At 50.8% G+C, this 26300-nt stretch carries 22 protein-coding genes; 2 read left to right on the top strand and 20 right to left on the bottom strand.

Annotated features, from left to right (window positions below):
• Positions 1-526 precede the first annotated feature (526 nt).
• Positions 527-3250, bottom strand: coding sequence for a preprotein translocase subunit SecA (gene secA, locus IE064_RS13170; protein WP_189618173.1), 2724 nt, complete (start codon positions 3248-3250; stop codon positions 527-529).
• A 57-nt stretch (positions 3251-3307) separates the two neighbouring features.
• Positions 3308-4207 carry a M23 family metallopeptidase gene (locus tag IE064_RS13165; RefSeq protein ID WP_133040146.1) on the bottom strand — a complete coding sequence of 300 codons (900 nt, stop codon included), beginning with the start codon at positions 4205-4207 and terminating at the stop codon, positions 3308-3310.
• Positions 4208-4235: 28 nt separating this feature from the next.
• Here IE064_RS13165 and IE064_RS13160 point away from each other — a divergent pair, with 28 nt between their 5' ends.
• Positions 4236-4691: a DUF721 domain-containing protein gene (locus tag IE064_RS13160; RefSeq protein WP_189618172.1), complete on the top strand. Its 456-nt coding sequence runs from the start codon at positions 4236-4238 to the stop codon at positions 4689-4691.
• A gap of 1 nt (position 4692) precedes the next feature.
• On the opposite strand, the gene lpxC is transcribed toward IE064_RS13160, so the two are convergent.
• The 15 genes from lpxC to mraZ form a co-directional block, all read right to left on the bottom strand.
• The gene (gene lpxC / locus IE064_RS13155; RefSeq protein WP_189618171.1) at positions 4693-5613 is read right to left on the bottom strand and encodes a UDP-3-O-acyl-N-acetylglucosamine deacetylase; all 921 of its coding nucleotides are present in this window, start codon (positions 5611-5613) and stop codon (positions 4693-4695) included.
• 176 nt (positions 5614-5789) lie between these two features.
• Positions 5790-6965 carry a cell division protein FtsZ gene (ftsZ, locus tag IE064_RS13150; protein ID WP_189618170.1) on the bottom strand — a complete coding sequence of 392 codons (1176 nt, stop codon included), beginning with the start codon at positions 6963-6965 and terminating at the stop codon, positions 5790-5792.
• Between the two features lie 34 nt (positions 6966-6999).
• Entirely contained in the window at positions 7000-8235 is a 1236-nt protein-coding gene (gene ftsA / locus IE064_RS13145) for a cell division protein FtsA (RefSeq protein ID WP_189618169.1), read from the bottom strand.
• A gap of 3 nt (positions 8236-8238) precedes the next feature.
• Positions 8239-9003: a cell division protein FtsQ/DivIB gene (locus IE064_RS13140; RefSeq protein ID WP_189618168.1), complete on the bottom strand. Its 765-nt coding sequence runs from the start codon at positions 9001-9003 to the stop codon at positions 8239-8241.
• Between the two features lie 96 nt (positions 9004-9099).
• On the bottom strand, positions 9100-10569 hold the full coding sequence (murC, locus tag IE064_RS13135; RefSeq protein WP_189618167.1) for a UDP-N-acetylmuramate--L-alanine ligase: 1470 nt from the start codon (positions 10567-10569) through the stop codon (positions 9100-9102).
• Positions 10566-11663: an undecaprenyldiphospho-muramoylpentapeptide beta-N-acetylglucosaminyltransferase gene (gene murG, locus IE064_RS13130; protein ID WP_189618176.1), complete on the bottom strand. Its 1098-nt coding sequence runs from the start codon at positions 11661-11663 to the stop codon at positions 10566-10568. Before murG ends, murC begins: the two co-directional genes overlap by 4 nt.
• A gap of 5 nt (positions 11664-11668) precedes the next feature.
• On the bottom strand, positions 11669-12889 hold the full coding sequence (gene ftsW / locus IE064_RS13125) for a cell division protein FtsW (RefSeq protein ID WP_189618166.1): 1221 nt from the start codon (positions 12887-12889) through the stop codon (positions 11669-11671).
• Positions 12873-14198 (bottom strand): UDP-N-acetylmuramoyl-L-alanine--D-glutamate ligase, encoded by a 1326-nt coding sequence (murD, locus tag IE064_RS13120; RefSeq protein ID WP_189618165.1) that lies wholly within the window; start codon positions 14196-14198, stop codon positions 12873-12875. Before murD ends, ftsW begins: the two co-directional genes overlap by 17 nt.
• A gap of 4 nt (positions 14199-14202) precedes the next feature.
• Positions 14203-15285: a phospho-N-acetylmuramoyl-pentapeptide-transferase gene (gene mraY, locus IE064_RS13115; RefSeq protein WP_133040137.1), complete on the bottom strand. Its 1083-nt coding sequence runs from the start codon at positions 15283-15285 to the stop codon at positions 14203-14205.
• Entirely contained in the window at positions 15286-16662 is a 1377-nt protein-coding gene (locus tag IE064_RS13110) for a UDP-N-acetylmuramoyl-tripeptide--D-alanyl-D-alanine ligase (RefSeq protein ID WP_189618164.1), read from the bottom strand.
• Positions 16659-18128 carry a UDP-N-acetylmuramoyl-L-alanyl-D-glutamate--2,6-diaminopimelate ligase gene (gene murE / locus IE064_RS13105; protein ID WP_189618163.1) on the bottom strand — a complete coding sequence of 490 codons (1470 nt, stop codon included), beginning with the start codon at positions 18126-18128 and terminating at the stop codon, positions 16659-16661. The genes IE064_RS13110 and murE overlap by 4 nt, the downstream gene beginning before the upstream one ends.
• Complete coding sequence (locus IE064_RS13100; RefSeq protein WP_189618162.1) at positions 18125-19861, bottom strand: penicillin-binding transpeptidase domain-containing protein; 1737 nt, start codon at positions 19859-19861, stop codon at positions 18125-18127. Before IE064_RS13100 ends, murE begins: the two co-directional genes overlap by 4 nt.
• On the bottom strand, positions 19858-20178 hold the full coding sequence (ftsL, locus tag IE064_RS13095; protein WP_133040133.1) for a cell division protein FtsL: 321 nt from the start codon (positions 20176-20178) through the stop codon (positions 19858-19860). The genes IE064_RS13100 and ftsL overlap by 4 nt, the downstream gene beginning before the upstream one ends.
• Before the next feature lies 1 nt (position 20179).
• Entirely contained in the window at positions 20180-21121 is a 942-nt protein-coding gene (gene rsmH / locus IE064_RS13090) for a 16S rRNA (cytosine(1402)-N(4))-methyltransferase RsmH (RefSeq protein WP_133040132.1), read from the bottom strand.
• Positions 21122-21149: 28 nt separating this feature from the next.
• Positions 21150-21608 carry a division/cell wall cluster transcriptional repressor MraZ gene (gene mraZ, locus IE064_RS13085; RefSeq protein WP_189618161.1) on the bottom strand — a complete coding sequence of 153 codons (459 nt, stop codon included), beginning with the start codon at positions 21606-21608 and terminating at the stop codon, positions 21150-21152.
• A gap of 439 nt (positions 21609-22047) precedes the next feature.
• Here mraZ and IE064_RS13080 point away from each other — a divergent pair, with 439 nt between their 5' ends.
• Entirely contained in the window at positions 22048-22341 is a 294-nt protein-coding gene (locus IE064_RS13080; protein WP_189618160.1) for a hypothetical protein, read from the top strand.
• A gap of 57 nt (positions 22342-22398) precedes the next feature.
• On the opposite strand, the gene IE064_RS13075 is transcribed toward IE064_RS13080, so the two are convergent.
• The 3 genes from IE064_RS13075 to leuC form a co-directional block, all read right to left on the bottom strand.
• Positions 22399-23751, bottom strand: coding sequence for an outer membrane protein transport protein (locus tag IE064_RS13075; protein WP_133040129.1), 1353 nt, complete (start codon positions 23749-23751; stop codon positions 22399-22401).
• A gap of 532 nt (positions 23752-24283) precedes the next feature.
• Positions 24284-24889, bottom strand: coding sequence for a 3-isopropylmalate dehydratase small subunit (leuD, locus tag IE064_RS13070; protein ID WP_133040127.1), 606 nt, complete (start codon positions 24887-24889; stop codon positions 24284-24286).
• Position 24890: 1 nt separating this feature from the next.
• Entirely contained in the window at positions 24891-26300 is a 1410-nt protein-coding gene (gene leuC / locus IE064_RS13065) for a 3-isopropylmalate dehydratase large subunit (protein WP_189618159.1), read from the bottom strand.

Raw genomic sequence — 26300 nt, 5'->3', positions numbered from 1 at the left:
ATTAAAAGTTTTTTGACTCTAATGAATGACTGTTCTATTCGAACACTCTTCAGTGAGTTTTAAATCGTTTTGCGATTTCATTCACTGCGAGTGCCCACACAGATTGCTTGATATTTTGTTAAAGAGCATACCCTTGAACACTGCTTCAAAGGCGCCGACTTCATCGGCTCAGGGCTGCGTATTCTACACACCCGAATTTTAGCGTCAAGCCATTTTTTCAGTTCGTTGTCGCAATTATTTAATTGCTGTGCAGCGGTTGAAATTTAAGGCTTTTAGCCGTTATCTCAGCATCAACAATGCAGCGACTACGCTACCAAGTTGCCGTACAACGAGGGCGCATTATAGGGAGCTAAACAGATAGCGCAAGCGCTTTTTTAAGGGGAAATTGATCTTTTTTGATCTTCACTGATTAGCCACATTAAGCGCACTGCATATCCCCAGAGTTATCCACAGTTCTGCATTAAGCGCAAAAAAAAAAGAGGTAGCTGAATCGCTACCTCTTTCTTAATAATTCTGCTCTCTTTATTTAAGACAGTTTACCATGGCAGTGCTTGTATTTTTTACCTGAACCACAAGGGCACAGATCGTTGCGGCCAACTTTGTCACCCTGCCGCATAACCGGCACTTGTGGCATATCTGCTGGCGGCTGGTCATCCGCGGTGAGCGATTCTGATTGCGCATGCTGGTATTCATGGCGAATACGCGCTTGCTCCTCACGGCGCCGAGCTTCCATCTCATCGACATCTTCCTGTGCCTGTACCTGTACTTTGGACAAAATACTGATCACGTCGTGTTTCAGTTGCTCCAACATCTGCTGGAACAGTTCGAAGGACTCTCGCTTATATTCCTGTTTGGGATTCTTTTGTGCATAACCGCGCAGATGGATCCCCTGTCGCAGATAATCCATGGCAGACAGATGCTCTTTCCAGAGACCGTCTAGGGTCTGCAGCATGACGGCTTTTTCGAACTGCCGCAACACCGCCGTGCCGACCATCTGCTCTTTAGCATCATAGGCTTCTTGCCATTTTTCGACGATACGCTCACGCAAGGTCTCTTCGTGCAGATCATCTTCCTGATCGAGCCACTGCTGTACTGGCAGCTTCAGTGCAAATTCCTGTTCTAGACGCTGCTCTAGTCCAGCGACATCCCACAGTTCTTCAACAGATTGTGGTGGAATATACTGATCGATCACGCCATTCACCACATCAGCACGAATCGCTTCAATGGAATCCTTGATGCTTTCAGCATCCATCAGAGCATTGCGCTGTGCGTACACCACCTGGCGCTGATCGTTGGCCACATCATCGTATTCCAGCAGTTGTTTACGAATATCGAAGTTACGGGCTTCAACTTTACGTTGAGCATTTTCAATGGCACGCGATACCCAAGGATGTTCGATGGCTTCGCCCTCTTCCATCCCGAGTTTTTTCATCATGCCGGCCATACGGTCAGAAGCGAAGATACGCATCAGCGTGTCTTCCAGTGACAAATAGAAACGGGATGAACCTGGATCCCCCTGACGACCAGAACGACCACGCAACTGATTGTCGATACGGCGGGACTCGTGACGCTCAGTACCCAGAATATGCAGACCACCGGCAGCCACTACTTCATCATGACGCACCTGCCAGTCTGCACGGATCTGGGCAATTTGCGCTTCTGTTGGTGCTTCGAGTGCTTCGACTTCTGCCTTCCAGTTACCACCGAGGACAATGTCGGTACCACGGCCAGCCATATTGGTGGCGACCGTAACGGTGCCGGAACGCCCCGCTTGTGCAACAATCTCTGCCTCATGCTCATGGAATTTAGCATTCAGTACCTGATGCGGAATTTTTTCCTGTTTCAGCAGATGAGACAACAACTCGGACTGTTCAATGGATACTGTGCCCACCAGCACTGGCTGACCACGCTCACGGCAGCCTTTGATATCATTGATAATCGCAGTGTATTTCTCGCGGGCGGTCAGGTATACCAGATCGGCCATATCGTTACGGATCATCGGGCGGTTAGTTGGCACCACTACCGTATCCAGACCGTAAATATGCTGGAATTCAAATGCCTCGGTGTCGGCCGTACCGGTCATCCCCGCCAATTTCTCATAGATACGGAAATAGTTCTGGAAGGTGATAGACGCCAGCGTCTGGTTTTCATTCTGGATCTTGGCACCCTCTTTGGCTTCTACAGCCTGGTGCAAACCTTCAGACCAGCGTCGTCCCGGCATGGTACGTCCGGTATGTTCATCAACGATGATCACTTCACCATCCTGCACCACATAATCAACATCTTTTTCAAACAGATTGTGTGCCCGCAACGCGGCGTGTACATGGTGCAATAGCGAAATATTGGCCGCCGAATAGAGTGAATCGCCTTCGTCCAGCAACCCAGTCTTAATCAACAACTGCTCAATTTTTTCCTGGCCACGTTCGGTCAGGTTCACCTGCTTGGCTTTTTCATCCACCGAGAAATCGCCAGTGCCGGTATATTCTTCCGAGTCTTCTTTGTCCTGCTTGACCAGATTTGGGATCAACTTATCGACTTTGACATATAACTCGGAACTGTCTTCCGCCGCACCAGAGATGATCAATGGCGTACGTGCTTCATCGATAAGAATGGAGTCCACTTCGTCAATCAAGGCGTAATGCAATGGACGCTGTACACGTTCCTGCGGTGAAAACGCCATGTTATCGCGCAGATAGTCGAAGCCGAATTCGTTGTTGGTACCATAGGTAATGTCGGCATTATACGCCGCCACTTTATCCTGGTGTCCCATCCCGGCAACGTTGACCCCAACGGTCATCCCTAAGAATTCAAATAATGGCCGGTTAGTCTCGGCGTCACGACGGGCAAGATAGTCGTTCACGGTGATGACGTGTACACCTTTGCCGGTAAGGGCATTGAGATAAGCTGGCAAGGTTGCGGTCAGCGTTTTACCTTCACCAGTGCGCATTTCGGCGATACGGTTACTGTCGAGTACCAGACCACCAAGCAGCTGCACATCGAAATGACGCATCTCAAATATACGTTTGGAGGCTTCACGCACGGTGGCAAAGGCTTCTGGGGTTATCTGCTCAAGCGACTCGCCATTGGCAAGACGTTCGCGGAATTCTGCGGTTTTGGCCTTCAGTTGCTCATCACTGAGCTTTTCATATTCCGTTTCAAGCGCATTGATTTTTGTAACGATTTTGCCAAGCGCTTTGAGGGTACGTTGGTTACGGCTACCAAATATCTTTGTCAGTAATTTACCTAACATCTGAATCACTTTTTAGTTGTAGGCCAGCGCTCAACTGAGTCTGGCGGCCAATTCCGATTAACCTGCGTGACGATACACAAATTTTTGTGGATCAATCTGTTGACCATTACGCAGTACTTCGTAATGTACATGGGGTCCGGTAGAACGCCCTGTACTTCCCATTACGGCGATTTTCTCGCCTTTGGCAACCACATCACCTACAGTTACTGACAAAGCTTCGTTATGGCCATAACGGGTACGGTATCCGTTACCGTGATCAATCTCCACCAGATTGCCATAACCAAACATTTTTCCGGCCCATGTCACCACGCCAGCGGCAGTGGCAACAACATCCGTTCCTTCTGTACCAGCAAAATCAATACCTTTGTGCATTGCCCGCTGGCCAGTAAAAGGATCATTGCGTAAACCGTAGGGCGAGGATAACCAGCCTTTATCGACTGGACGCCCTGATATATAACGCTCCTCACTTATATTGAGGTTAGAAGCCACTGTTTCAAGGAGTGACAACGTCGCGTTATTTTTATCAATTCCTGAGGCCAACCGATCCATATCAGCGATCAATTGGTCTAATTCTATCGTGGAGCCGATTTCGCTCCCGCCACCGACACCGACTTCGGCATCGAAATCAAATTGGTCGTCAAGCTGGTAATTCTGCGCCAATTGCTGCCCCAAAGCTTCAAGTCGGGTCAGTTTTGCCTGCATACGTGCGACATGGGCGACAAGGGTTGCCAACTGGGATTCAGTGGCTTGTTTGAGTTGCTTGACTTGTTTTTGTTGCTGTTCGCGGGCTAGCCGCTCTTGATCAACATTGGCTTGCTGGGATTCGAATCGCTGATGATTGTATTGATAGAGTCCAGCGCCCGCCGCAAGCAGCAGCATAGGCAGCAGCAGCCAGTATTTCCCCGGCTGCCAGCGCGTCACGCCATTTCGACCCTGAATAAAAACTGTTACACTCATAGCCTCAATAAGCCATCTTATTATCATAATGAAAAAGCTCCCCCAAGACCTCAGTCAATTGGTGCACCAGTCAGGCTCATTGCCGAGTCTGGCCGAGAGAGCAGAGCTTTTGTTATATCTGGACAAATACGTCAAACAGCTACTGACAGGTCCAGTTAGCGCACAGCTAACAGTTGCCAATTTGCGCCAGAATGTGCTGGTGCTTGAAACACCAACATCGGCCTGGGCTGCCAGAATCAACTTTCAAAAAGCGAAACTGTTACAACAGCTCCAGTTAGAGGCGCTCCCAATGCTTACCGCTATTGAGGTGAAAGTCAACCCGGCACTTGCGTCTGTCGATACAAAACCCAAGGTGACTCACAGGGCATTAAGCGAAACCGCAGCGGCTCACATCAATGCACTAGCCGAACATACCGAAGGTACGCTGGGCCAGAAATTAAAACGGCTGGCTGCACTGGCCAGCCGTCAAGGCTCGAAAGACTGAGTTACGCCATCACCACGCCGGTCGGCATATTGAAACTGACCGGAGCATCGGCTTCTTTATCAAAGCTCACCACTTCCCAAGCTTCTTGGTTGGCGAGCAGTGCACGCACCAGACGGTTATTCAGTGCGTGCCCGGTTTTAAATGCGCGGAATTCACCAACAATTGCATGACCCGCTACATACAGATCACCAAATGCATCGAGAATCTTGTGCTTAACAAATTCATCCTCATAACGCAGGCCATCGGGGTTGAGGACTCGGTATTCATCAAGCACCACGGCATTTTCCATACTCGCGCCAAGGCCAAGATTGTTGGCCCGCAGATATTCCACATCACGCATAAACCCGAAAGTTCTGGCGCGGCTGATATCTTTGATAAACGCGGAGGAGGAAAAATCCATCACCATGTGTTGTTGGCTACGAGCGATTTCGGGATGAGCAAAGTCGATTTCAAAATCCACCTTGAAGCCTTTATAAGGCCGCAATTCTGCCCATTTATCGCCGTCTTCCACGCGTACAGTCTGCTTGATTCTAAGATATTTCTTAGCCACTGACTGCTGTTTTATCCCGGCACTCTGCAACAGGAACACGAAGGGGCTGGCACTGCCATCCATCACCGGGATTTCCGGGGCATTCACTTCGATCACAGCATTATCAATTCCCAGACCTGCCAAAGCAGCAAACAGATGTTCAATTGTTGCAATACGCACACCTTCGTCATTCACCAGTGCGGTACACATGGTGGTTTCACGCACCATTTCCGCCTTTGCTGGAATGGTGACATTAGGCTGCAGATCCGTGCGCACAAGCTGGATACCGGTATTCACCGGTGCGGGTCTCAGGGTTAAAGTCACCTTCTTGCCGGAATGTAATCCGACACCGGTTGCTTTCACCGTATTTTCAAGAGTTCTTTGAAAAATCATTTAGTTACCCGTAACCATTGCAACAATAAACGTCAAAATTCTACCACTAACAACCGGACCAAGCTCGCGGCTGGTCGGATATCCTAGCATAATCAAGCCATTTCACAAAAAAAATCCTGTCACTGCAATCATCATCCGCATTGACCAATGATTAATCAGATCCAGTTCACAAACCGTCAGTCAGCCTGTTTACGTAAAAATGCCGGAATATCCAGATAATCCAGTTCATTCTTATGGCTAGGGGCTGGTTGTGGTGCCGGTACGACATTGCTCTTTAGTGCTGGCGCTGTAACCGCTTCTTCAGGCTGCACATAAGCTTCGACACGCGGTTCAGCTACAGGTTCAGTACGCATGGGCTTGGAAACCAGCTGAATGTCAGGTTTTCTGTCCGCGCCAATACCGGTCGCTACCACTGTTACACGTAACTCATCGCTCATTTCTGGGTCGATAACTGCACCAACAACCACTGTCGCGGTATCAGAAGCGTATGCTTTCACGTGGTTACCCACAGTTTCAAACTCTTCGATACTCATGTCCATACCAGCGGTAATGTTTACCAACACGCCTCGAGCACCCGCCAAATCGATATCTTCCAGCAAGGGGCTGGCAACCGCAGCTTCTGCCGCTTCTTCGGCGCGGTCTTCACCACGAGCGACACCTGTGCCCATCATGGCATTACCCATTTCCGACATCACGGTACGCACGTCAGCAAAGTCAACGTTAATCAGACCAGGCCGAGTGATCAGTTCTGCAATCCCCTGTACCGCGCCCAGCAATACGTTGTTAGCCGCCGCAAAGGCATCTAGTAATGAGGTACCACGCCCCAGCACTTTCAGCAGTTTTTCATTGGGGATGGTGATCAATGAATCCACATGTTTGGCCAGCTCGGCAATCCCCTGTTCGGCGTAAGCCATACGCTTTTTACCTTCGAAGGGGAATGGCTTAGTCACGACGGCAACAGTGAGAATACCTTCCTGACGAGCAATTTCAGCCACTACTGGCGCAGCTCCCGTACCGGTACCGCCGCCCATACCTGCAGCGATAAAGATCATATCAGCACCTTTGATGGCGGCGCGGATGCTTTCTTTATCTTCTTCTGCGGCAGCACGACCAACCTCAGGATTAGCCCCGGCCCCCAGACCTTTAGTCACGTCGCGACCAATCTGAATAGTGGTGCCCGCTGCGGATTTTCGCAGCGCCTGTGCGTCGGTGTTGGTGACCATAAACTCAACACCTTCAATATTATGTTTTACCATGTGCTCGATGGCGTTACCGCCACCACCGCCCACGCCGATGACTTTGAGCACTGCATCGCTCAACGCATCATTTTGAGTATCCATGATCTCAAACATGACCTTATTCTCCATCTACCTGCGTTAATGCGAGTTAAAACTCGCCTTTAAACCAACTCTGGACCCGATTCCATAAGCTGGTTACCCCTGGGCGCTCTGGACGTTCGAACTGTCGTTCGAGCACTCGCCGAGCACCGTAGCGGAGCAGCCCAACCCCAGTGGAGTAAATGGGCTGATCCACATATTCATACAAACCTTTCACCGGCAGTGGTGATGCCACTCGCACCGGCATGCCAAAAGTCGCTTCGGCAATATCCACGGCACCTTCAATCGACGCAGTGCCACCGGTAATCACCACGCCGGCAGCAATCTGATCTTCAAGACCGCTGTCTTTCAGTTGCTTGAACACCAGTTCAAACAATTCTTGGTAGCGTGGTTCCACCACTTCTGCCAGCGTATGCCGTGACATGGTGCGTGATGGTCGCCCGCCGACAGACGGCACCTCAATGCTGTCTTCACGGCTGACGGTAGCGCTACGCGCACTGGCGTACTGCACTTTAATCTGCTCCGCATGTGACAATGGTGTGCGAAAAATTTTGGCAATATCACTGGTCACCTGATTCCCGGCAACCGGGATTACCGCACAATGGCGCAAGGCACCGTTGGTATACACCGTGATATCTGTGGTGCCGCCACCGATATCCAGCAAACACACGCCGAGGTCTTTTTCATCAGCCGTCAGTACTGCATCTGCAGAAGCGATACCGGAAAACACCAAATCATCCACTTTCAGACCGCAACGTTCGACGCTCTTGGTGATATTTTTCGCCATATCATTAGCACAGGTCACTATATGTACCTTGGCTTCCATGCGCATTCCTGACATACCGATGGGACTTTTAATCCCCTCCTGTACATCGATGGCGTATTCCTGTGGCAATACATGCAGAATGCGGCGTTCCGTGGGGATCTTCACTGATCTGGCCGTGTGGATCACATTTTCCACATCTTCCGATGTCACTTCTTCATCGTTAATCGACACCATGCCATTTTCATTCTGACAAGCGATGTGCTTGCCAGAGATGCTCAGATATACCGACGACACTTGGCAGTCAGCCATCAACTCCGCCTGATCCAGCGCCCGCTGCACACTGCGGACAATCGAATCCAGATCATTGACGCCACCCTTGTCCATACCGCGGGAGGGATGGTTGCCGAGCCCCACTATGCTGATTTCGCCATCCGGCAGCACTTCGCCAATGATCACTGCGACCTTGGAAGTGCCGATATCCAATCCGACGATCAAATTTCTTTCTTGGTTCTTGGTCATCAATCACCGACTCTCTTGTTGTGGCTCTTGCCAGCCCACCGCCAATCCCGTGTCATAACGCAAATCCACTCTGGCGACACTTTTATCCTGTTTTAACAACTCTGGGTACACATTGATAAATCGTTGTACCCGCGACATTCGATCTTCTCGGCCCAGTGCCAGCACTATGCCATTCCCCAGTACCGCTTCCCACGCCAGCCGTGGCGTTAGGCTTAATTTCTCCAGACGAAAACTGTTGATACGCAACAGCTCGTCCAGCTGTTTAAACGCGGTCAGCACTTCGGCACCACGCTTTTCCGGTCCCGACAACCAAGGCAGATTCTCCAGCCCTGGTTTCGCAGGCGCCGCAAATACCTCGCCATGTTCGTTCAGCCAGGCGTCCTGGTTCCAATGTGCGACCGGCACCTGTTCCTGCAGATATACCTTTAGCTTTGCTGGCCAATCACGCCGCACTGATACCCGGTACACCCATGGCAGATTTTCCAATGCCTGCTGCACTTGCGTGACATCGGCACTGAAAAAACTGCGTTTCATCAGATCCTGCAATGCCAGCCGAATATCATTATCGCTGGTGTACTGCCGCTCACCTTTAATGGCAACTGCCTCAATTGGCAGTGCTTGCGCATCGTTCAGTAACAGGTTGAGCTTCCACCCTGCCAACACAAAGCTGAGTACCACTAACAGTAAAAAGGCGATACCGCTGCACAGATACCAGTTAACCTGTGCTAACTGCGCTTTACCGTCGTGCCATCTCTGCTTCAGTGTCATCGGGCTCTTCCAGCTCAGCGCCACACAAAAGCGGCCATTATATCGGCCTGTTGCTGGCGGTCAAAAACCACCATTCCTGCACGGGCAATAAGCCGCTTACGCAACGCCTTCACTGGTCTCATCTTTTGCAAAGCCCAAACAGGTACGCGCCAATTCCCTAGAAATCGCTCCGATATTGCCAGCGCCTTGCGTCAGCAATAAATCACCGTCTTTAACCACGGACTGCAGAATTTCCGGTAGCTGTTCAGGCGTTGCCACATAGATTGGATCGACCTGCCCACGCAAACGGATGCTGCGGCACAACGCCCGGCTATCCACCCCGGCAATCGGGGTTTCTCCAGCCGGATAAACTTCCAACATCAACAAACAATCGACCTGCGATAATACATCCACAAAATCTTCATAAAGGTCGCGAGTACGGGTATAGCGGTGCGGCTGAAACACCATCACTAGCCGCTCATCCGGCCACCCGGCTCGCGCCGCGCGAATGGTTGCAGCAACTTCGCTGGGATGATGCCCATAATCATCCACCAGCATCACCTTGCCATTAGGAGTTTCGTAATCCCCTAAATGCTGAAAGCGGCGGCCAATTCCCTGAAACTCGGCTAATGCCTTGATAATAGCGTCGTCTTCAATATCGTCTTCGGTTGCCACCGATATTGCGGCCAGCGCATTGAGCACATTGTGCCGTCCGGGCAGATTCAACAACAGCGGTAGATCGTCTTTGCCCTTGCGGCGCACGGTAAATCGGCATTGACCACCTTGCTGGCTGAAGTCCAGCGCTTGCACATCCGCCTCAGTGTTAAAACCATAAGTCACCATATGCCGACCAATGCGCGGCAGAATATCGCGGATGGTCGGGTCATCGGTGCACAACACTGCCACACCGTAAAATGGCAGGTTGTGAAGAAAATCCACAAAAGTGCTTTTCAGTTTTTCAAAATCACCGCCATAGGTATCCATATGGTCGGCTTCAATGTTGGTGACCACGGACACCATAGGTTGCAGATGCAAGAATGACGCATCGCTCTCATCCGCTTCTGCAATCAGATAACGGCTATGCCCCAAACGCGCATTGGTACCGGCACTATTTAATAATCCACCGATGACAAAGGTTGGATCGCGGCCTGATTGGGCATAGATGCTGGCAATCAAACTGGTCGTAGTGGTCTTGCCGTGAGTGCCGGCAATGGCCACCCCGTGGCGATAACGCATCAGTTCTGCCAGCATCTCAGCACGGCGCACTATTGGGGTGCGATTGGCTTTAGCCGCCAGTAACTCAGGGTTGTCCTGATGGATAGCACTGGAAACCACCACCACATCGACATTCATCACGGCTTCGGCGCCGTGGCCTATTACCACCCGCGCCCCAAGGGCAGATAAACGGTCAGTCACTGCATTGCGAGCAATATCCGAGCCGCTAATCTGGTAACCTTCATTCAGTAACACTTCAGCGATACCACCCATACCAGCACCGCCAATACCAACGAAATGAATACGTCTCACCCGGCGCATTTCCGGGATGGTGGCTCTCACCTGAGCGTATTTTTCAGCAATAGTTGTCATTTTGATCCTTTATCTGCCAGTGCACTGCACACGGCTGCCACACGGTCAGTGGCATCCAGAACTGCGACAGTCCTGGCCTTACGGCCCATTTGGAGCAATTGTTCTCGGTCGTCTGCCAGCGCCAATAATGCTGCTGACAAGCTCTCTATATTCAGTTGTGACTGCGGTAACAATTTAGCGGCACCAGCATCCACCAGCACCTGCGCATTGCGGGTCTGATGATCGTCCACCGCATGTGGCAATGGCACAAAAATCGCTGGCAGCCCCACAGTTGCCAACTCTGATACTGTCAGTGCCCCTGCCCGGCAAATCACTAAATCCGCCCACCGATAGGCGGCTTCCATGTCATCAATAAAATCAGCAACCTTGACGCGGTCATCCTGCCCGCAGTGTTTATACTGTGCCTGCACTGTGGCCTGATTGCCTTTCCCCGCCTGATGCCAAACCGTGACTGACAATGACTGACTGACCTTTGCCACGGTTTCTGGTAGTAGTTCGTTGAACACTTTAGCGCCCAAACTACCGCCCACAACCAGCACTTTTACCGCTTCGGAGCTCACGGTTTTGGGACTCGCCCCCAATGCAATGAGCTCGGCACGGATCGGATTACCCACCACCTGAGCGCTAACCTGAGTGAAGGTATTGTCAAAGGCACACAACACTTGGGTCGCAATTTTTGATAATAATTTGTTGGTCAGCCCCGGTACCGCATTTTGTTCATGCAACACCAGCGGAATACCTGCCAACTTAGCGGCCACCCCCCCCGGACCGCTGGCATAACCCCCCATGCCTAACACCACGTCTGGTTTAAATTCCCGGATAACCTTTAACGCCTGCATAATCGAACGCAGCACTTTAAACGGTGCCGCCAACTTACGCAAAATACCGTTACCGCGAACGCCTTTAATATCGATAAAGTCGATATCAAAACCATGTTGCGGTACTAATCTGGCTTCCATACGTTCAGCGGTCCCCAACCAGCGGATCTGCCAGCCTTGCTGCGCCAGACGTCGGGCTACAGCCAGCGCCGGGAATACATGACCGCCGGTCCCGCCGGCCATCACCAATAAGCGCTTGCTTCCAGCAGCCGTCACAGCCATTATTTCATTCTCCCCTGTACTGCCTGGATCAGACTCAAGCGGCGCTCATAATCAATACGCAGCAGCACCATCGCTGCAGCGGTCATTACCCACAGGCTACTGCCACCGTAGCTGATAAAGGGCAATGTCAGCCCTTTGGTGGGTAACATACCGATACTGGCGCCAACATTCACCACGGTCTGAAAACAGATCCAGATGCCAATGGCGTACGCCAGATATCCTTCAAACGGCCGTTCCATCGCCAGACATTGATGCCCCAAACGCAACGCCCGTAACGATACAAATAGCAGTACCGCTAGTACCGCGATAATGCCGACAAATCCTAACTCTTCACCGATAATGGCGAAGATAAAATCGGTATGGGCTTCTGGCAGGTATTCCAGTTTCTGGATACTGTTACCTAGCCCTTGTCCCAACCAGTCACCGCGACCATAGGCCATCAGTGACTGTGTTAATTGATAGCCGCTGCCGAACGGGTCTTGCCAGGGATCCAGAAACGATGTCACCCGTCGCATACGGTAAGGCTCTAGCAATACCAACAGTACAAATGCCATGGTGCCTGCGAGGATCAACGCAAAAAAGTCCAGCAAGCGTGCCCCCGCCAGAAACAGTAATCCTACGGTCACAACAAACAGCACCACCACAGTTCCCAAGTCTGGCTGCATCAGGATCAGCACCGCATATACGGCAAACACAGCGATCGGCTTGTAAAAGCCTTTAGCATTTTCCCGTACTTCTTGATGCCGCCGCACCAAATAGCCCGCCATATAGACCGAGAAAGCAAACTTAGCCACTTCGGCCACTTGGATACGAATTGGCCCAAGTGACAACCAGCGAGTGGCACCATTAACTGAAGTGCCCACCAACAGCACTGCCACCAACATCAGGCCGACCACCAGCAACATCAGCGGGCTTAACTGCTGCCAGCGTTGCATATCTACCTGCAACACTACGGCGGCAATCACTACACAACCCGCCAGATAACCGACATGCCGTTCCACAAAATAAAACGGGTTACCGGTAAGACTCTGAGCTTCTGGCATGGAAGCAGACATCACCATCACAAAGCCAAAGCCGATTAACGACAATACAGCGAACAGCAGTTTGCGGTCATACAACTGCATGCCCGGTGCACTGCGATCAGCAAACCAGCCCGACCATGGCCATTTGATGCCACCGCCAAACAGATTGAGCTGACGTTCGTCAGTCTTGCTGTTCATCCAGCGCCTCCACTAAGTGGCGGAAATCGTCACCTCGGGCCATAAAGTTGCTGTACATATCCAAGCTGGCACATGCCGGAGATAACAACACGATGTCGCCGGAGTTAGCCAGTTCATGGGCTTTAGCAACTGCCTCAGCCATGGTTTTAACTTTGATTGCCCCTTCTTTCTGCGCCGCAATTTTGTCGCCATCGCGCCCTAAGGTGATCAGCTTGCTAACACCTTTTAACGCTGCCTGCATAGTGCTGAAATCAGCCCCTTTGCCATCACCACCCGCAATCAGGATGATGTCGCCAAGATAATCACTAAAGCCCTGCAGCGCCGCTAAGGTGGCGCCTACGTTGGTAGCCTTTGAATCGTTAACCCAAGTCACGCCTTCTTTTACTGCTACCAACTCACAACGATGAGGCAGGCCTTTAAACTCCTCTGCAACCTTTGCCATAGAAGCTTTATCGACCCCGGCCGCATCTGCCAATGCCATCGCCGCCAGCATATTGGCCTGGTTATGCGTTCCCAGCAGTGCGACATCCATGACATTCATGATTTCACTGCTACCGTGCACTATCTTGCCGTCGGTAATCCCCCACTCATCGCCATCCGGATTATCCAGCCCAAAGCTGTTGTTATTCATCGGATTCAGCGGTTTAGTCAGTTCATCATCGCGGTTGTAGATGGCTAGACGACTCTGTTCGAACAACCGTAGTTTGGCATGGCGGTATGCTTCCAGATCGCTGTACCTGTCCATATGATCTTCACTGATGTTAAGACAGGTCGCCGCCAGACAGTCGAGGCTATTGGTGGTTTCTAACTGGAAACTGGACAACTCCAGTACATAATGGGTTGCCGGATGTTGTAGTAAATCCAGCGCAGGCACCCCGATATTACCGCCCACCGCCACTTGCAGTCCGGCTTGTTTTAGCATTTCCCCTACCAGGGTCGTAACGGTCGATTTACCATTGGAGCCAGTAATCGCCAAGACGCATGGCGGGCGATCAGCAATAGCACGAGCAAACAGTTCGACATCACCAATGACTTCAATGCCCATATCCAGCGCCACACGGACTTCAGGAGTATCTAGTGGAATACCAGGACTGATAATGATCTGTTTAGCTTGCACTAATGAACGACAATCGAAGCCGCCAAAATGACATTCCAGTTGCGGATATTCAGCTTTGATCTCATCACCACCCGGCGGATTGCGACGGCTGTCCATCACTAATGGCAAAATGCCCTGAGACATCAGATAACGCACCACAGATTTACCTGTGGCACCCAATCCCAGCACGATATGTGAATAACGCCCGTTCATACCCTTACCTCAGCTTGAGGGTCGCCAGACCCAACAGCACCAAGAACAGCGAAATGATCCAAAAACGCACAATCACCCGCGGCTCCGGCCAGCCTTTCAATTCATAATGATGATGGATAGGTGCCATGCGGAAAATTCGCTGACCACGTAATTTGTATGAGCCTACCTGTAAAATTACCGAAACCGTTTCCATCACAAATACGCCACCCATGATCACTAACATGATCTCCTGGCGCACCAACACTGCCATCGCGCCCAGCGCGGCACCGAGCGATAATGAACCAACATCGCCCATAAACACCTGTGCCGGATAGGTGTTAAACCATAGGAAACCAAGGCCTGCACCAACAATGGCAGTGCAGACAATAACCAGTTCACTGGAACCCGGCAGATGTGGAATATTCAAATAGGCAGCAAACTGCGCGTGGCCGGACAAATAAGCCACCAGCGCAAATGCCGCAGCCACCATTACGGTGGGGGTAATTGCCAATCCATCTAGGCCATCGGTCAAGTTGACCGCGTTACTAGACCCAACAATGGTGAAGTAAGTCAGTACAATGAAAAAGATACCGAGTTGTGGCATCACCTCTTTAAAAAAAGGCACGACTAATTGGGTGTCTCCGGGGACAGCCGCCGACACATACAGGTATACACCAACCACTAATGCTGCTACTGACTGCCAGAAATACTTCCAACGCGCCGCTAAGCCTTTTGGGTCCTTACGGATCACTTTGCGGTAATCGTCCATAAAGCCGATAAGCCCGTAGGCCGCCAGCACAAATAACATCACCCACACATAGCGGTTATCTAGGTCGCCCCACAACAACACGCTGATAAAGATGCCCGCGAGGATCAGCAAGCCACCCATTGTTGGCGTACCACGCTTACTGAAATGGGATTCTGGACCGTCGTTACGCACCACCTGACCAATTTGCAACAACTGCAACTTACGGATCAGCCTTGGCCCCCACCACAGCGAAAAGCTCAATGCAGTCAGCAATCCCAGAATTGCCCGGAAGGTCACATAAGAAAACACATTAAACCCGGTATAAAACTGGGTCAGATATTCCGCCAGATAAACCAGCATTTACACTAACTCCCCGCGCCCAAAGGCAACTACAAGGGCTTCCACCACTCGCTCCATACGCGAGCTGCGAGACCCTTTAACCAACACGGTGACTTTCCCTGGTAGCCGGTTGAGATGTTTTATTAATGCGTCCACCAATGAACTAATGGCCTGATAATGCTCCGTGGCAAAAGCCGCACTGGTGTGTTTTGTCAGTTCACCGCAGCAAAACAGCGCATCGATCCCGGCCTTACGGGCACGCTCTCCCAACTCACGGTGTAAAGGCGCAGCATTGTCGCCTAATTCACCTAAATCGCCCAGTACCAAAATGCGATTTCCGTCAATTTCCTTAAGCCAATTTATCGCAGCAGTTACGGAGTTGGGATTGGCGTTATAACTGTCATCCACCAGCGTAATGCGCCCCAATTGCGAAGGTAGCATCCGCCCTTTTACCGGCTGCATTAATGCCAATCCGTTGGCGATGTCAGCCAAATCAAGCCCTAAGCCTAGGCACAGACCGGCAGCGGCCAGTGCATTATGGACCTGGTGCTGGCCCGCCAAGGGTAACATCACCGGCTGAACCTGAGCTTGCCAGTGCAGATCAAAACGATAATAGCCATTACCATCATGTTGCAGATTGTCAGCGCGCAGGGGCGCATCGGCGGTCACCGCAAACTCTAGCGACCTATGTCCAGCTGCCGCATCGCGCATCACTTGGGCATAGCTATCATCCGCGTTAATCACCGCAACCCCTTGAGGTTGCAGGTGCCGAAAAATTTCTGATTTAGCGGCGGCGACACCGGCCTCTGAACCAAAACCGGCGAGATGGGCACTACCGACATTATTCACCAACGCCACATCCGGCCGCACGATGGCCGAGGTGTAGTCAATTTCCCCTGGGTGATTTGCGCCCAGTTCAAATACCGCAAACTGATGTTGTGGTTGCAATCGCAACGCGGTAAGGGGAACACCGATATCGTTATTAAAATTGCCCGAAGTAGAAAGCACTGATGCCTGCTGCGACAGAATGGTAGCCACCATCTCTTTAACGCTGGTTTTGCCATTGGAACCGGTCAGTGCGACGCAACGCGGATTAACCCGGTCGCGTACCAGTGCACCTAATTGTCCCAACGCTTTATGAGTATCAGGGACCAGAATTTGCGGCAAATCCAGCGGCAGTAGCTTGCTGACTAATAAGGCTCCGGCCCCCGCATCGACAGCGGTCTTTGCATAATCGTGACCATCAAAACGCTCACCTTTGAGAGCAATAAACAAACCGCCTGCGGCGATTTCTCGACTATCTGTACTGACACTATCGATTTGCACATCGGCAAAGGTCTGAGACAGCAACTGTCCAGATAAAGTGGTAGCAATGTCACCTAAAGTTAGCGGGATCATTGTTGACCTCCGCTAATTTCACGGGCCAATGCCCGCTCGTCATAATGATGTTTCACGCCAGCAATTTCCTGATAAGTTTCATGGCCTTTACCTGCCAGTACGATCAGATCTCCGGCATTGGCCTGGCTGACGACATAGCGGATGGCCCGAACGCGATCCACTTCAGTCAGCGCTTGTTGCGGCTGAGCCAACCCCTCCACTATGTCATTAATGATCTGTTGTGGGTCTTCGCTACGAATATTGTCACTGGTGATCATCAGTCGATCCGCCAACCGCTCAGCGATTGCGCCCATTTGTGGCCGTTTGCCTTTGTCGCGATCACCACCACAGCCAAACACACACCACAACTGCCCCTGACAATGCTCCCGCGCCGCCAGCAACGCCTTTTCCAGCCCATCTGGGGTGTGGGCATAATCCACCACCAGCGAGAAACCTCGCGTAGATGCGAAGCATTCCATACGCCCAGGCACAGGTTGCAGCTGTGGAGCCAATTCCAGCAACTCATTAAGGGGATAGCCGAGGGCATACAAAGCGCTGAGTGCTGCCAACAGGTTTGACAGGTTAAATTCACCCAGCAAAGGGGTTTGTAACTGGCCTTCACCTCCCGGCCAGCGGATTAACGCCTGAATGCCTGCATGATGATAATCGGCATTCAGCGCCAACAGTGTGGCTCGCGGATCCCGATGAAGACTGAATCCCAACAGCCGCGTCTTATCCATGCTGTCAAACCAAGCAGAGCCTGTACTATCATCTAGATTGACGGCGGCTTTTTTCACCGTTGGGAAACGCAATAACCGCTGCTTAGCGGCAGCGTAGGCTTCCATACTCTTGTGAAAATCCAGATGGTCACGGCTAAGATTGGTAAAGACAGCGACTTCAAATGGCACCGCATCTACCCGCCCTTGCACCAAACCGTGACTGGAAACCTCCATGGCGCACACATTGACGCCGGACTCCCCCATCTGCTTGAACTGCGCCATTAACGTAATGGCATCGGCCGTGGTATTACCGGTGTCATGCAGATGGCCAGGACGGCCATTACCGAGGGTGCCCATTACACCAGCCTGCTGACCGTACAACTCAACCCATTGCGCAATCAGTTGCGTTACCGATGTTTTGCCATTGGTGCCAGTAACCCCCACAATTCGGGGCTTGCCGGGGATCAACCCGTAGTACTGTGCCGCTAATGCTGAGACCTGACGGTTCAGCCTGAAAAACTCAATGACCAACCCATTAGCACTACTGACTTTCCCATGATCTTCCGGGTTATCAGTATGCTTTAACACTGCTGCGGCGCCATTTTTAAACGCCGCACTAATATATTCACGACCGTCGGTTTTAAACCCCGGCACCGCGACAAACAAACCACCACTGACCACTTTACGGCTATCAAGTGTTGGCGCAGCTACCGTTTCACTACCGGCATAATGGAACCATGGGGCGAGCAGATCCTTCAGTAACATCATTCTTTTCTCCCCGGAGTTCCCGCCAGCTGCACCTGTGCCTTCGCACTCACAGGCTCTACATTTAACATCTGCAGCGCACCTGACATCACCTTACCAAATACCGGGCCGGAAACATCGCCACCATAGTAATGGTCACCCTTGGGCTCATTGACCACCACTACCATCGCCAATCGCGGATTATTTGCGGGGGCAACACCAGCAAACAAAGCCACATAATCATCGCCATAACCGCCAGCGACCGCTTTGCGGCTGGTACCGGATTTACCGGCTACGGGATAACCGTCGATATGCGCCTTGGTGCCAGTACCACCGGCTTCTGTTACACCCACCAGCATTTTCAACACTTCTTTGGCTGACGTCTCGGAAAGCACTCGTACACCGTCCGGGGCCTGTTTAAGCTTCAGTACTGAAGCCGGGCGTAAAATGCCGCCACTGCCCAGCGTGGCGTACATGCGCGCTAACTGCAGAGGTGTTACAGTCAAGCCATAGCCAAAGGCTAATGTTGCCCGTTCAAAATCGGACCAGCGGTGACGATCAGGGATAAGTCCGGTACTTTCCCCTGTGAGATTCACACCCGTGTAATTGCCTAGACCTAACGACTGATAAGTCCCCAGCAACTGCTGAATCGGCAGCCCTAGCGCCAATTTGCTGATGCCAACGTTACTGGATTTAATCAATATGGTGGCCAGAGGAATATCACCTAAGTTCTGTCCGTCACGGACCTGGCGTCCACCAATCCGCATCCAACCTGGGGAGGTATCCACTAGGTCACCGGGTTTGACGATGCCAGCCTCCAGCGCAGCAGCCATCACGAATGGTTTCACTGTGGAGCCGGGTTCATATGCATCAGTGACCGCCCGGTTACGCATGCGGTAGCTTTCCAGATCGTCACGCGCATTAGGGTTGTAAGATGGGGTGTTGGCCATGGCGAGGATTTCGCCGGTATGGACATCGATCATCACCAGCGAACCTGAGGTGGCCTGATACATTTCGGTTGCCCGTTTCAGTTCACGATAGGCCAACTGTTGAATACGCTGATCAATACTCAACATCAAATCATTTGAACGTTCGCCTTGCTGGATAATGCCAAGGCGTTCGACCACCTGACCATCGCGCGACTGTCGTACCTGTTCTTTGGAGGGGGTTCCTGTCAACCAGTTGTCATAAGTGTTTTCCAACCCCTCGATACCGACATCATCGATATTGGTAATCCCCACCAACTGCGCAGTGATTTCGCCTGTCGGATAGTAACGACGAGACTCTGATTTGAGATAAATCCCCGGTAATTTCAGCTGTTTGATATAATCCGCAACGGCTGGCGTGACCTGGCGCTGGATATAGGTAAAACGTTTATTGGGATTGGATTTTACCCGGTTGACCAGTTCGCTTTCCGGCTGATGTAACACCTCAGCCAGTGCCTGCCAACGGCGCATATCGGCAAAGCCGTTCTCATCATGCACCACTTTGGGATCGGCATAGACCGCTTTCACTGGCACACTGACGGCCAGCATCTCACCATTGCGGTCCGTAATCAGACCACGTTGCACTTCTGAAGAAGTGGTACGCAAGGTGCGCATATCACTTTCATGGCGCAGCATCTCCGGCTGCAATACCTGGATGTAAGCCGCCCGTCCCACCAGTGACACAAACATCAGGCATACCGCAACCACCACCGCCTTGAGTCGCCAGTGTATTGGTTGAGGCTTGGAAATCCTTTTTGCCTGCTTTTTCATGGAAGTCTCACTATGACCTCTTCATTGGGTAACGGCCGCACCATATCCAGCTCTTTGGTCGCTATCCGGGTAACCCGGCTGTGCTCTGCCAACGATTGTTCTTCCAACAGCAAATTGCGCCATTCAATATCCAGACGATCCCTCTCTTGCTGCAACTTACTCAATTGGCTGGTCTGGTAACGGCTGATGTGGCTGGTATAAACTACCGCCACGGCGTTCCCCAGAACGAAGCACGACATCAGCAACAGCCACTTGTGATGCCAGATATCCAGCATCACAATGCGCGCTAAATTTGGCTGTTGCTTGGACGCTGCCATCTCAATCCTCCAAGCGCTCAGCCAACCGCAGTACCGAACTGCGGGCTCTGGCATTGACGTCCAACTCAGCATCAGATGGCTTAATGGCCTTTCCCAGCGTTTTTAACTTGCGCCCCTGTTGCAACTGCGCCTCGGTTATCGGCAAGCCATAAGGCACCTCTTCCGCCTGGCTGTAGCGCCGCATAAAACGTTTAACTAAACGATCTTCTAGCGAGTGAAAGCTGATAACAGAGAGACGCCCGGCCGGCGCCAACACGGTTAGGGCACCATCCAGTGCCTGCTGGATCTGTTCCAGTTCGCTATTGATATAAATCCTAATCGCCTGAAATACCCGGGTTGCCGGGTGTTTATTACGTTCCCGATGTTTGGTAATACGCTCAATAAGAGCAGCGAGATCTTTAGTCCGCAGAAATGGGGTCGAGTCGCGATCAGCCACGATACAACGGGCAATATGACGGGCATTTTTCTCTTCACCATAGGTTTTGAATACCCAAGCCATATCTTCCACATCGGCGCGAGCCAACCACTCAGCGGCGGTTTGCCCTTTGCTGTTATCCATGCGCATATCCAACGGACCATCACGCAAAAAACTAAAACCACGATCTGCGTCGTCTAGTTGTGGCGATGATACGCCTAGATCGAGTAATACCCCGTCAATCTTGCCGGTCAGCCCCAGTTCTTCGATATAACGGGCCAACTCACCAAAACCACCATGGATAATTGAAAAACGGGGATCTTCTGCCAATGTTTGCGCTGCAGCAATCGCTTGTGGATCGCGATCAATGGCAATCAAACGGCCATTACTGCCCAAACGAGCCAGGATCTGCCGCGAATGACCGCCACGGCCGAATGTACCATCGACATAAATGCCATCAGGGCGGATATTTAAACCGTCGATTGCCTCCTGCAGCAAAACCGACTGGTGTGCGTAATTCTGACTCATCAATCTCTTCTTTAGTTATGCCGCTGCTTCAGAGTGAAAAATCCGCCAACCGCTCACTGGCTTCCAGTCCATCGTTTCGAATCATCTCCAGACTATCGGCCAACTGTTGCTGCCAAGTCTGTTCATCCCACAGTTCAAATTTATTTAACTGTCCGACCAACATCGTCTTTTTGTCGAGCGATGCATATTGGCGCAGCGGTGGTGTCAGTAAAATACGGCCGTTGCTATCCAGTTCACAATCTTGGGCATACCCCAATAACAAACGTTTCATTGCCCGCTCCTGTGGTTGAATATCAGAAAGTTTCAATAACTTTTCTAACACTTTTGCCCATTCCAGCGCGGGGTAGATCAACAGGCATGGAGACTGAATATCCACGGTAACCACTAGCTTTCCCAGTTCTTGGGCGCGCAGCTCTTCACGGTATCGCGTTGGCATGGCGATCCGTCCTTTGGCATCTAAATTCAGCGCACTGGCCCCAGAAAACAAGTTCAGTCCCTCACAGATCCTTTTTGATCCACTATTATCCACAAATTCCCACAAATGCTAAGTGTAGGGATAGTCAATAAAGCTTGTCAAGGGATGGGATCCCGTTTAAAGCCAGTCTCCAAGCGGGTTAGCAGCGAGTTATTTGCAGATTGGGATCCAGTTAATAAAGTGGATTTTTGTGGATGAAGACAACTATTTCTTGCTTATTAACGTGATAGAACGAATTAGGAATAGCAGGCACAGGCAATAATAGTGGGGAAGCCACATCAATAAGTGGTTATCGACAAGCTTTTCGCCACCACGGTACAACAAACAGGAATTATTGGGAATTGTGCAAAAAACATGCAAAAAAAACTAAAATCAACTCATAGATGGTCGATAAAAAAGTATAGGGATCTTTTAGCCTGATTTTCTCAGGCACCGTCAGTGAGGGATTGGTATGGGATTAGATAGTATCTATGCCATGGTAGCGCAACCTGCCAAGGCTGCCTATGAACCTCAACAAGGGATACAGCAAGTTAATAACGGTTCAGCAGTGGCGGCCTATGATAAGGATAATCCGCAATTCCAGCAGGTTGTTAGCAACGAGCGGCGGGTTCGCCATGAACGTCGTAAAGAACAGCGGCCTTTTGCTCGCGAACGACGTAACGCTAGCCGCAGAGAGAGCGACGAAGAGCCAAAAGCCAAGGCAATTGAAGAAGGTAAAGGCACCTACATCGATATCGATGTTTAGTCCTTGTGACAAACAATAAAAAACCCGCTTTCGCGGGCTTTTTATACGCCATAGCTATCAGATCTTGTATGAAACTTGCAAACCTGCCAGCCATACATGTCCGGTTGACTCACCGTTATAAGTCACTTGCGCTAGGTTCAACATATTCATGGTTTCATTGATCGGAGCAGAACCATGAGTGCGCAGATAACTTATCCCTAAGTCAACATTAATGGATTTAGTTGGGGCATAACCCACACCTACACTCACCCAATGGCGATCGCTGTCCGGAATAGTAATAGTACGGTGCTCATCGCTCACAGCTGTCTTATCCAGTGCGACACCAGCACGTAACAACCAAGTGTCATTCAGACGGTACATAGTACCCAGCGCAAAACGCCAGTTATCCTTAAAATGTTCATCTTTTACTAAGTCGCTGGAAATATCGCCCAAAGGCTTCTGTTCACCAGGGAAATAGGCGACCAACTGATCGAACACGCTCCAGTCGGTCCAGTTAACGCTTGCCTGCATTGACCAGTTATCTGTCAGCTGATGGAACGAAGACAGTTCGGCAAATGCTGGCAGTTCCAGAGGCAAATAACCTTCCACTTTAGAAGATCCACCGGTATAAATCAGACCACTGGCATGGCCGTCAAGATCCAGATCCACTTTGCTGTGGTAGGACAGCGCGATCCTATGTTCCGGCGTGATCTGCCAGCTAGCGCCAGCCTGCCACCCATACCCATAATCATCGCCTTTCAGATATTTCAGCTCTGTACCTGCAGGAGGCAAAGCAGCAGTGACTGAACTTGGCAGTCCAGGAACCGCACGTACGGCATCAATCCAACCAGGGACCGATGCACCAATTTCACCTTCACCATAGACCAAACGCAAACCACCACCTACAGTGAAATGTTGGTCAATACGGTAGGCAATATTCGGATTAAGTTCTACGGTAGTTACGGAGGTTTTATTACCAAATATCGCCGCGGCGGCGGTAGTGTCTAGCTCGGTAGAGAGACCGTAATTAGAGTTAACAGCCAACCCCCAGGTCCAGCGATCATTTAACTGGCTGGAGTAGTAAAAATTGGGGACCACGGCATTATTGGCTACGTCATTTACATCAGCGTTTAATGTCACCGCCTGCGGCAATAAAGGCGATGCAATAGTCACATCCCCTGGGGTATTTACCGACGGCATGACATAGATGGCACCGACAGACATCTGCCGACCTTCAAGGTAGCTCAACATCGCTGGATTACGTGCCTGTACGGAAGCATTTTCCGCAGAAGCACCTTCACCCGCAAATGCCCGCCCCAAACCGGTCGCGGAAGATTCTGCTAATTGGAAACCGGCAGCCTGAACTTGAGCCTGCACTGCGATCCCCAAAATCGCTGCTGATATTGCTAAAGCAATTTGTTGTTTCTTCATTGTTATTCTCTCATCTGTTAGTTGAGTATACTTGTTGAAATACTTCTTTTTAGTATGGCGTCGCAGTTTACCGCTACAGAATATCTTTGCAAGCATCACAAAAAAATCAGAGTTTTATACTGATTAAGTTGCATTTCAAGCGATTAATTTTTATTAAACACTCGTTTAAAACAATTAAAATTGATCCATATTGTCGAAAATTTTCGCTGGAGTGTGCCAACTCATACTTATTATTAAAAATAATTGGTTTATAAACAAATAGTTATTGTTTTTACCAAAATGCACACGCGTTCGCTATTTTTCATTGCTTAATACAGAACAAATCACTAGCCAATGCTGACATGTCAGCAAATTCCCGCCAATCAAAAAAATAACATACTGAAAAATTTATATTTAATTATATTCAATAAGGGAATAAGGACATAAACAGCTAAGCGAAAAATGATTAGTGGTAGTCCGTCAGATATGATTTGGAACAACTGTTCGCTGAATAAAAAAGAGCCATCAGGCCCTTTTTTTACCGCCAAAAATTTCAGCTACGCCAAGCGGGAAGCTTTGCTTCATATGCCGCTATCTGGGCGGCATGTGCCAAAGTTAACCCAATGGCATCGAGACCATTCAACAACTTGTGACGTGCCGATGGGGCAAGGGTAAACGCAAAACGTTTACCACTTGGCGCAATAACTTCCAGGGTTTGTAAATCGACAGTCACCTTGGCACCGACTGCCGCAGTCACTTCAGCAAACAGCTGCTCCACCTGATCAGTGGTCAACTTAACTGGTAACAAGCCATTATTGATTGCATTACCGTAAAAAATATCTGCAAAACTCGGGGCAATGATGGCTCGCAACCCATAATCAGCCAGAGCCCATGGCGCATGCTCACGACTGGAACCGCAACCAAAGTTTTCTCGCGCTAATAAGATAGAAGCCCCTTGGTAACGCGCCTGATTCATCACAAACTCAGGGTTAGCTTGAGTTCCCGCATCATCAAGGTAACGCCAGTCATGAAACAAGTGCACCCCAAAGCCATCTTTAGTGACTTTAGATAAAAACTGTTTCGGAATAATCTGGTCAGTATCGACGTTGGCATTGTCCAGAGGGACTGCAATTCCGGTATGAACAGTAAAAGCCTGCATGTTATTTCTCCTCTGCGCCCTGGCGAATATCAACAAAATGACCCGCAATTGCCGCTGCGGCGGCCATCGCCGGACTTACCAGATGGGTGCGGCTACCGCGGCCCTGACGCCCCTCGAAGTTACGGTTACTAGTAGAAGCACAACGATCGCCGGGAGCGAGGCGATCATCATTCATCGCCAGACACATAGAACAACCAGGTAAGCGCCATTCAAAACCCGCATTGGTGAAAAGCTTGTCCAGCCCTTCGGCTTCGGCCTGAGCTTTCACTTGCCCAGATCCTGGGACTACAATCGCATTTACACCAGCAGCTACCTTACGTCCACGAATTTGCGCTGCCGCACTGCGCAAATCTTCAATGCGTGAATTGGTACAGGAACCGATAAAAACCTTATTTACGGCCACATCGGTCATCAGCGTTCCAGGTTCCAGTCCAATATACTGCAGCGCTTTTTCCATACTGCCACGCACTACAGAGTCAGTTACATCGGCCGGATTTGGCACGGGTTTATCGATAGCCGTCACTTGTCCGGGATTAGTACCCCAGGTCAGTTGCGGGGCGATGTCAGCCGCGTTTATTACCACAGTCGCATCGAATTCAGCATCCGCATCACTGTGCAGCTGTTTCCAGGCAGCCACGGCTTGCTCCCAGGCAGCACCTTTAGGTGCAAATTCTCGGTCTTGCAGATAATCAAAGGTGGTTTGATCCGGTGCAACCATGCCCGCTTTAGCCCCCATTTCAATGGCCATATTACACAGCGTCATGCGACCTTCCATCGACAACGCCTGAATGGCCTCACCGCAAAATTCCACCACATGACCGGTACCACCATCCATGCCAATTTTGCCGATAATGGCCAGTACAATATCTTTGGCGGTAATGCCGTTCCCCACTTGCCCGCGGACGTCGATTTTCATAGTTTTAGCTTTCAGCTGACGCAGGGTCTGGGTCGCCAGCACATGCTCCACTTCAGAAGTGCCAATACCAAAAGCCAATGCGCCAAACGCCCCATGAGTCGCGGTATGTGAATCGCCGCAGACGATGACTGTACCAGGCAAGGTAATCCCCAGCTCCGGCCCTATCACATGCACAATCCCTTGTCTGGGATTGTGAATATCGTATAGACGCACGCCGAATTCCTGGCAGTTCTGCTGCAAAGTTTCCACCTGAGTGCGCGCCATGGGGCTCAAGGCTTCTAGGCTGGCACTACGAGTCGAGGTGTTGTGATCCATGGTGGCAAAGGTTTTTTCGGGGGCGCGCAGTTTACGACCCGCCATTTTTAAACCACTAAACGCTTGTGGTGAAGTCACTTCGTGCACCAAATGGCGATCCACATAAATGATTGGCGCTTCGCCCTCAGGTACGGCCACCACATGGGTATCCCACACTTTTTCGTACAATGTTTTGCCCAT

It is taken from the genome of Shewanella fodinae (genome assembly GCF_014651955.1).
Lineage (GTDB): Bacteria > Pseudomonadota > Gammaproteobacteria > Enterobacterales > Shewanellaceae > Shewanella > Shewanella fodinae.
Note: the sequence above shows the minus strand (reverse complement) of the source record. Positions and strands in the feature narration are given on the sequence as shown.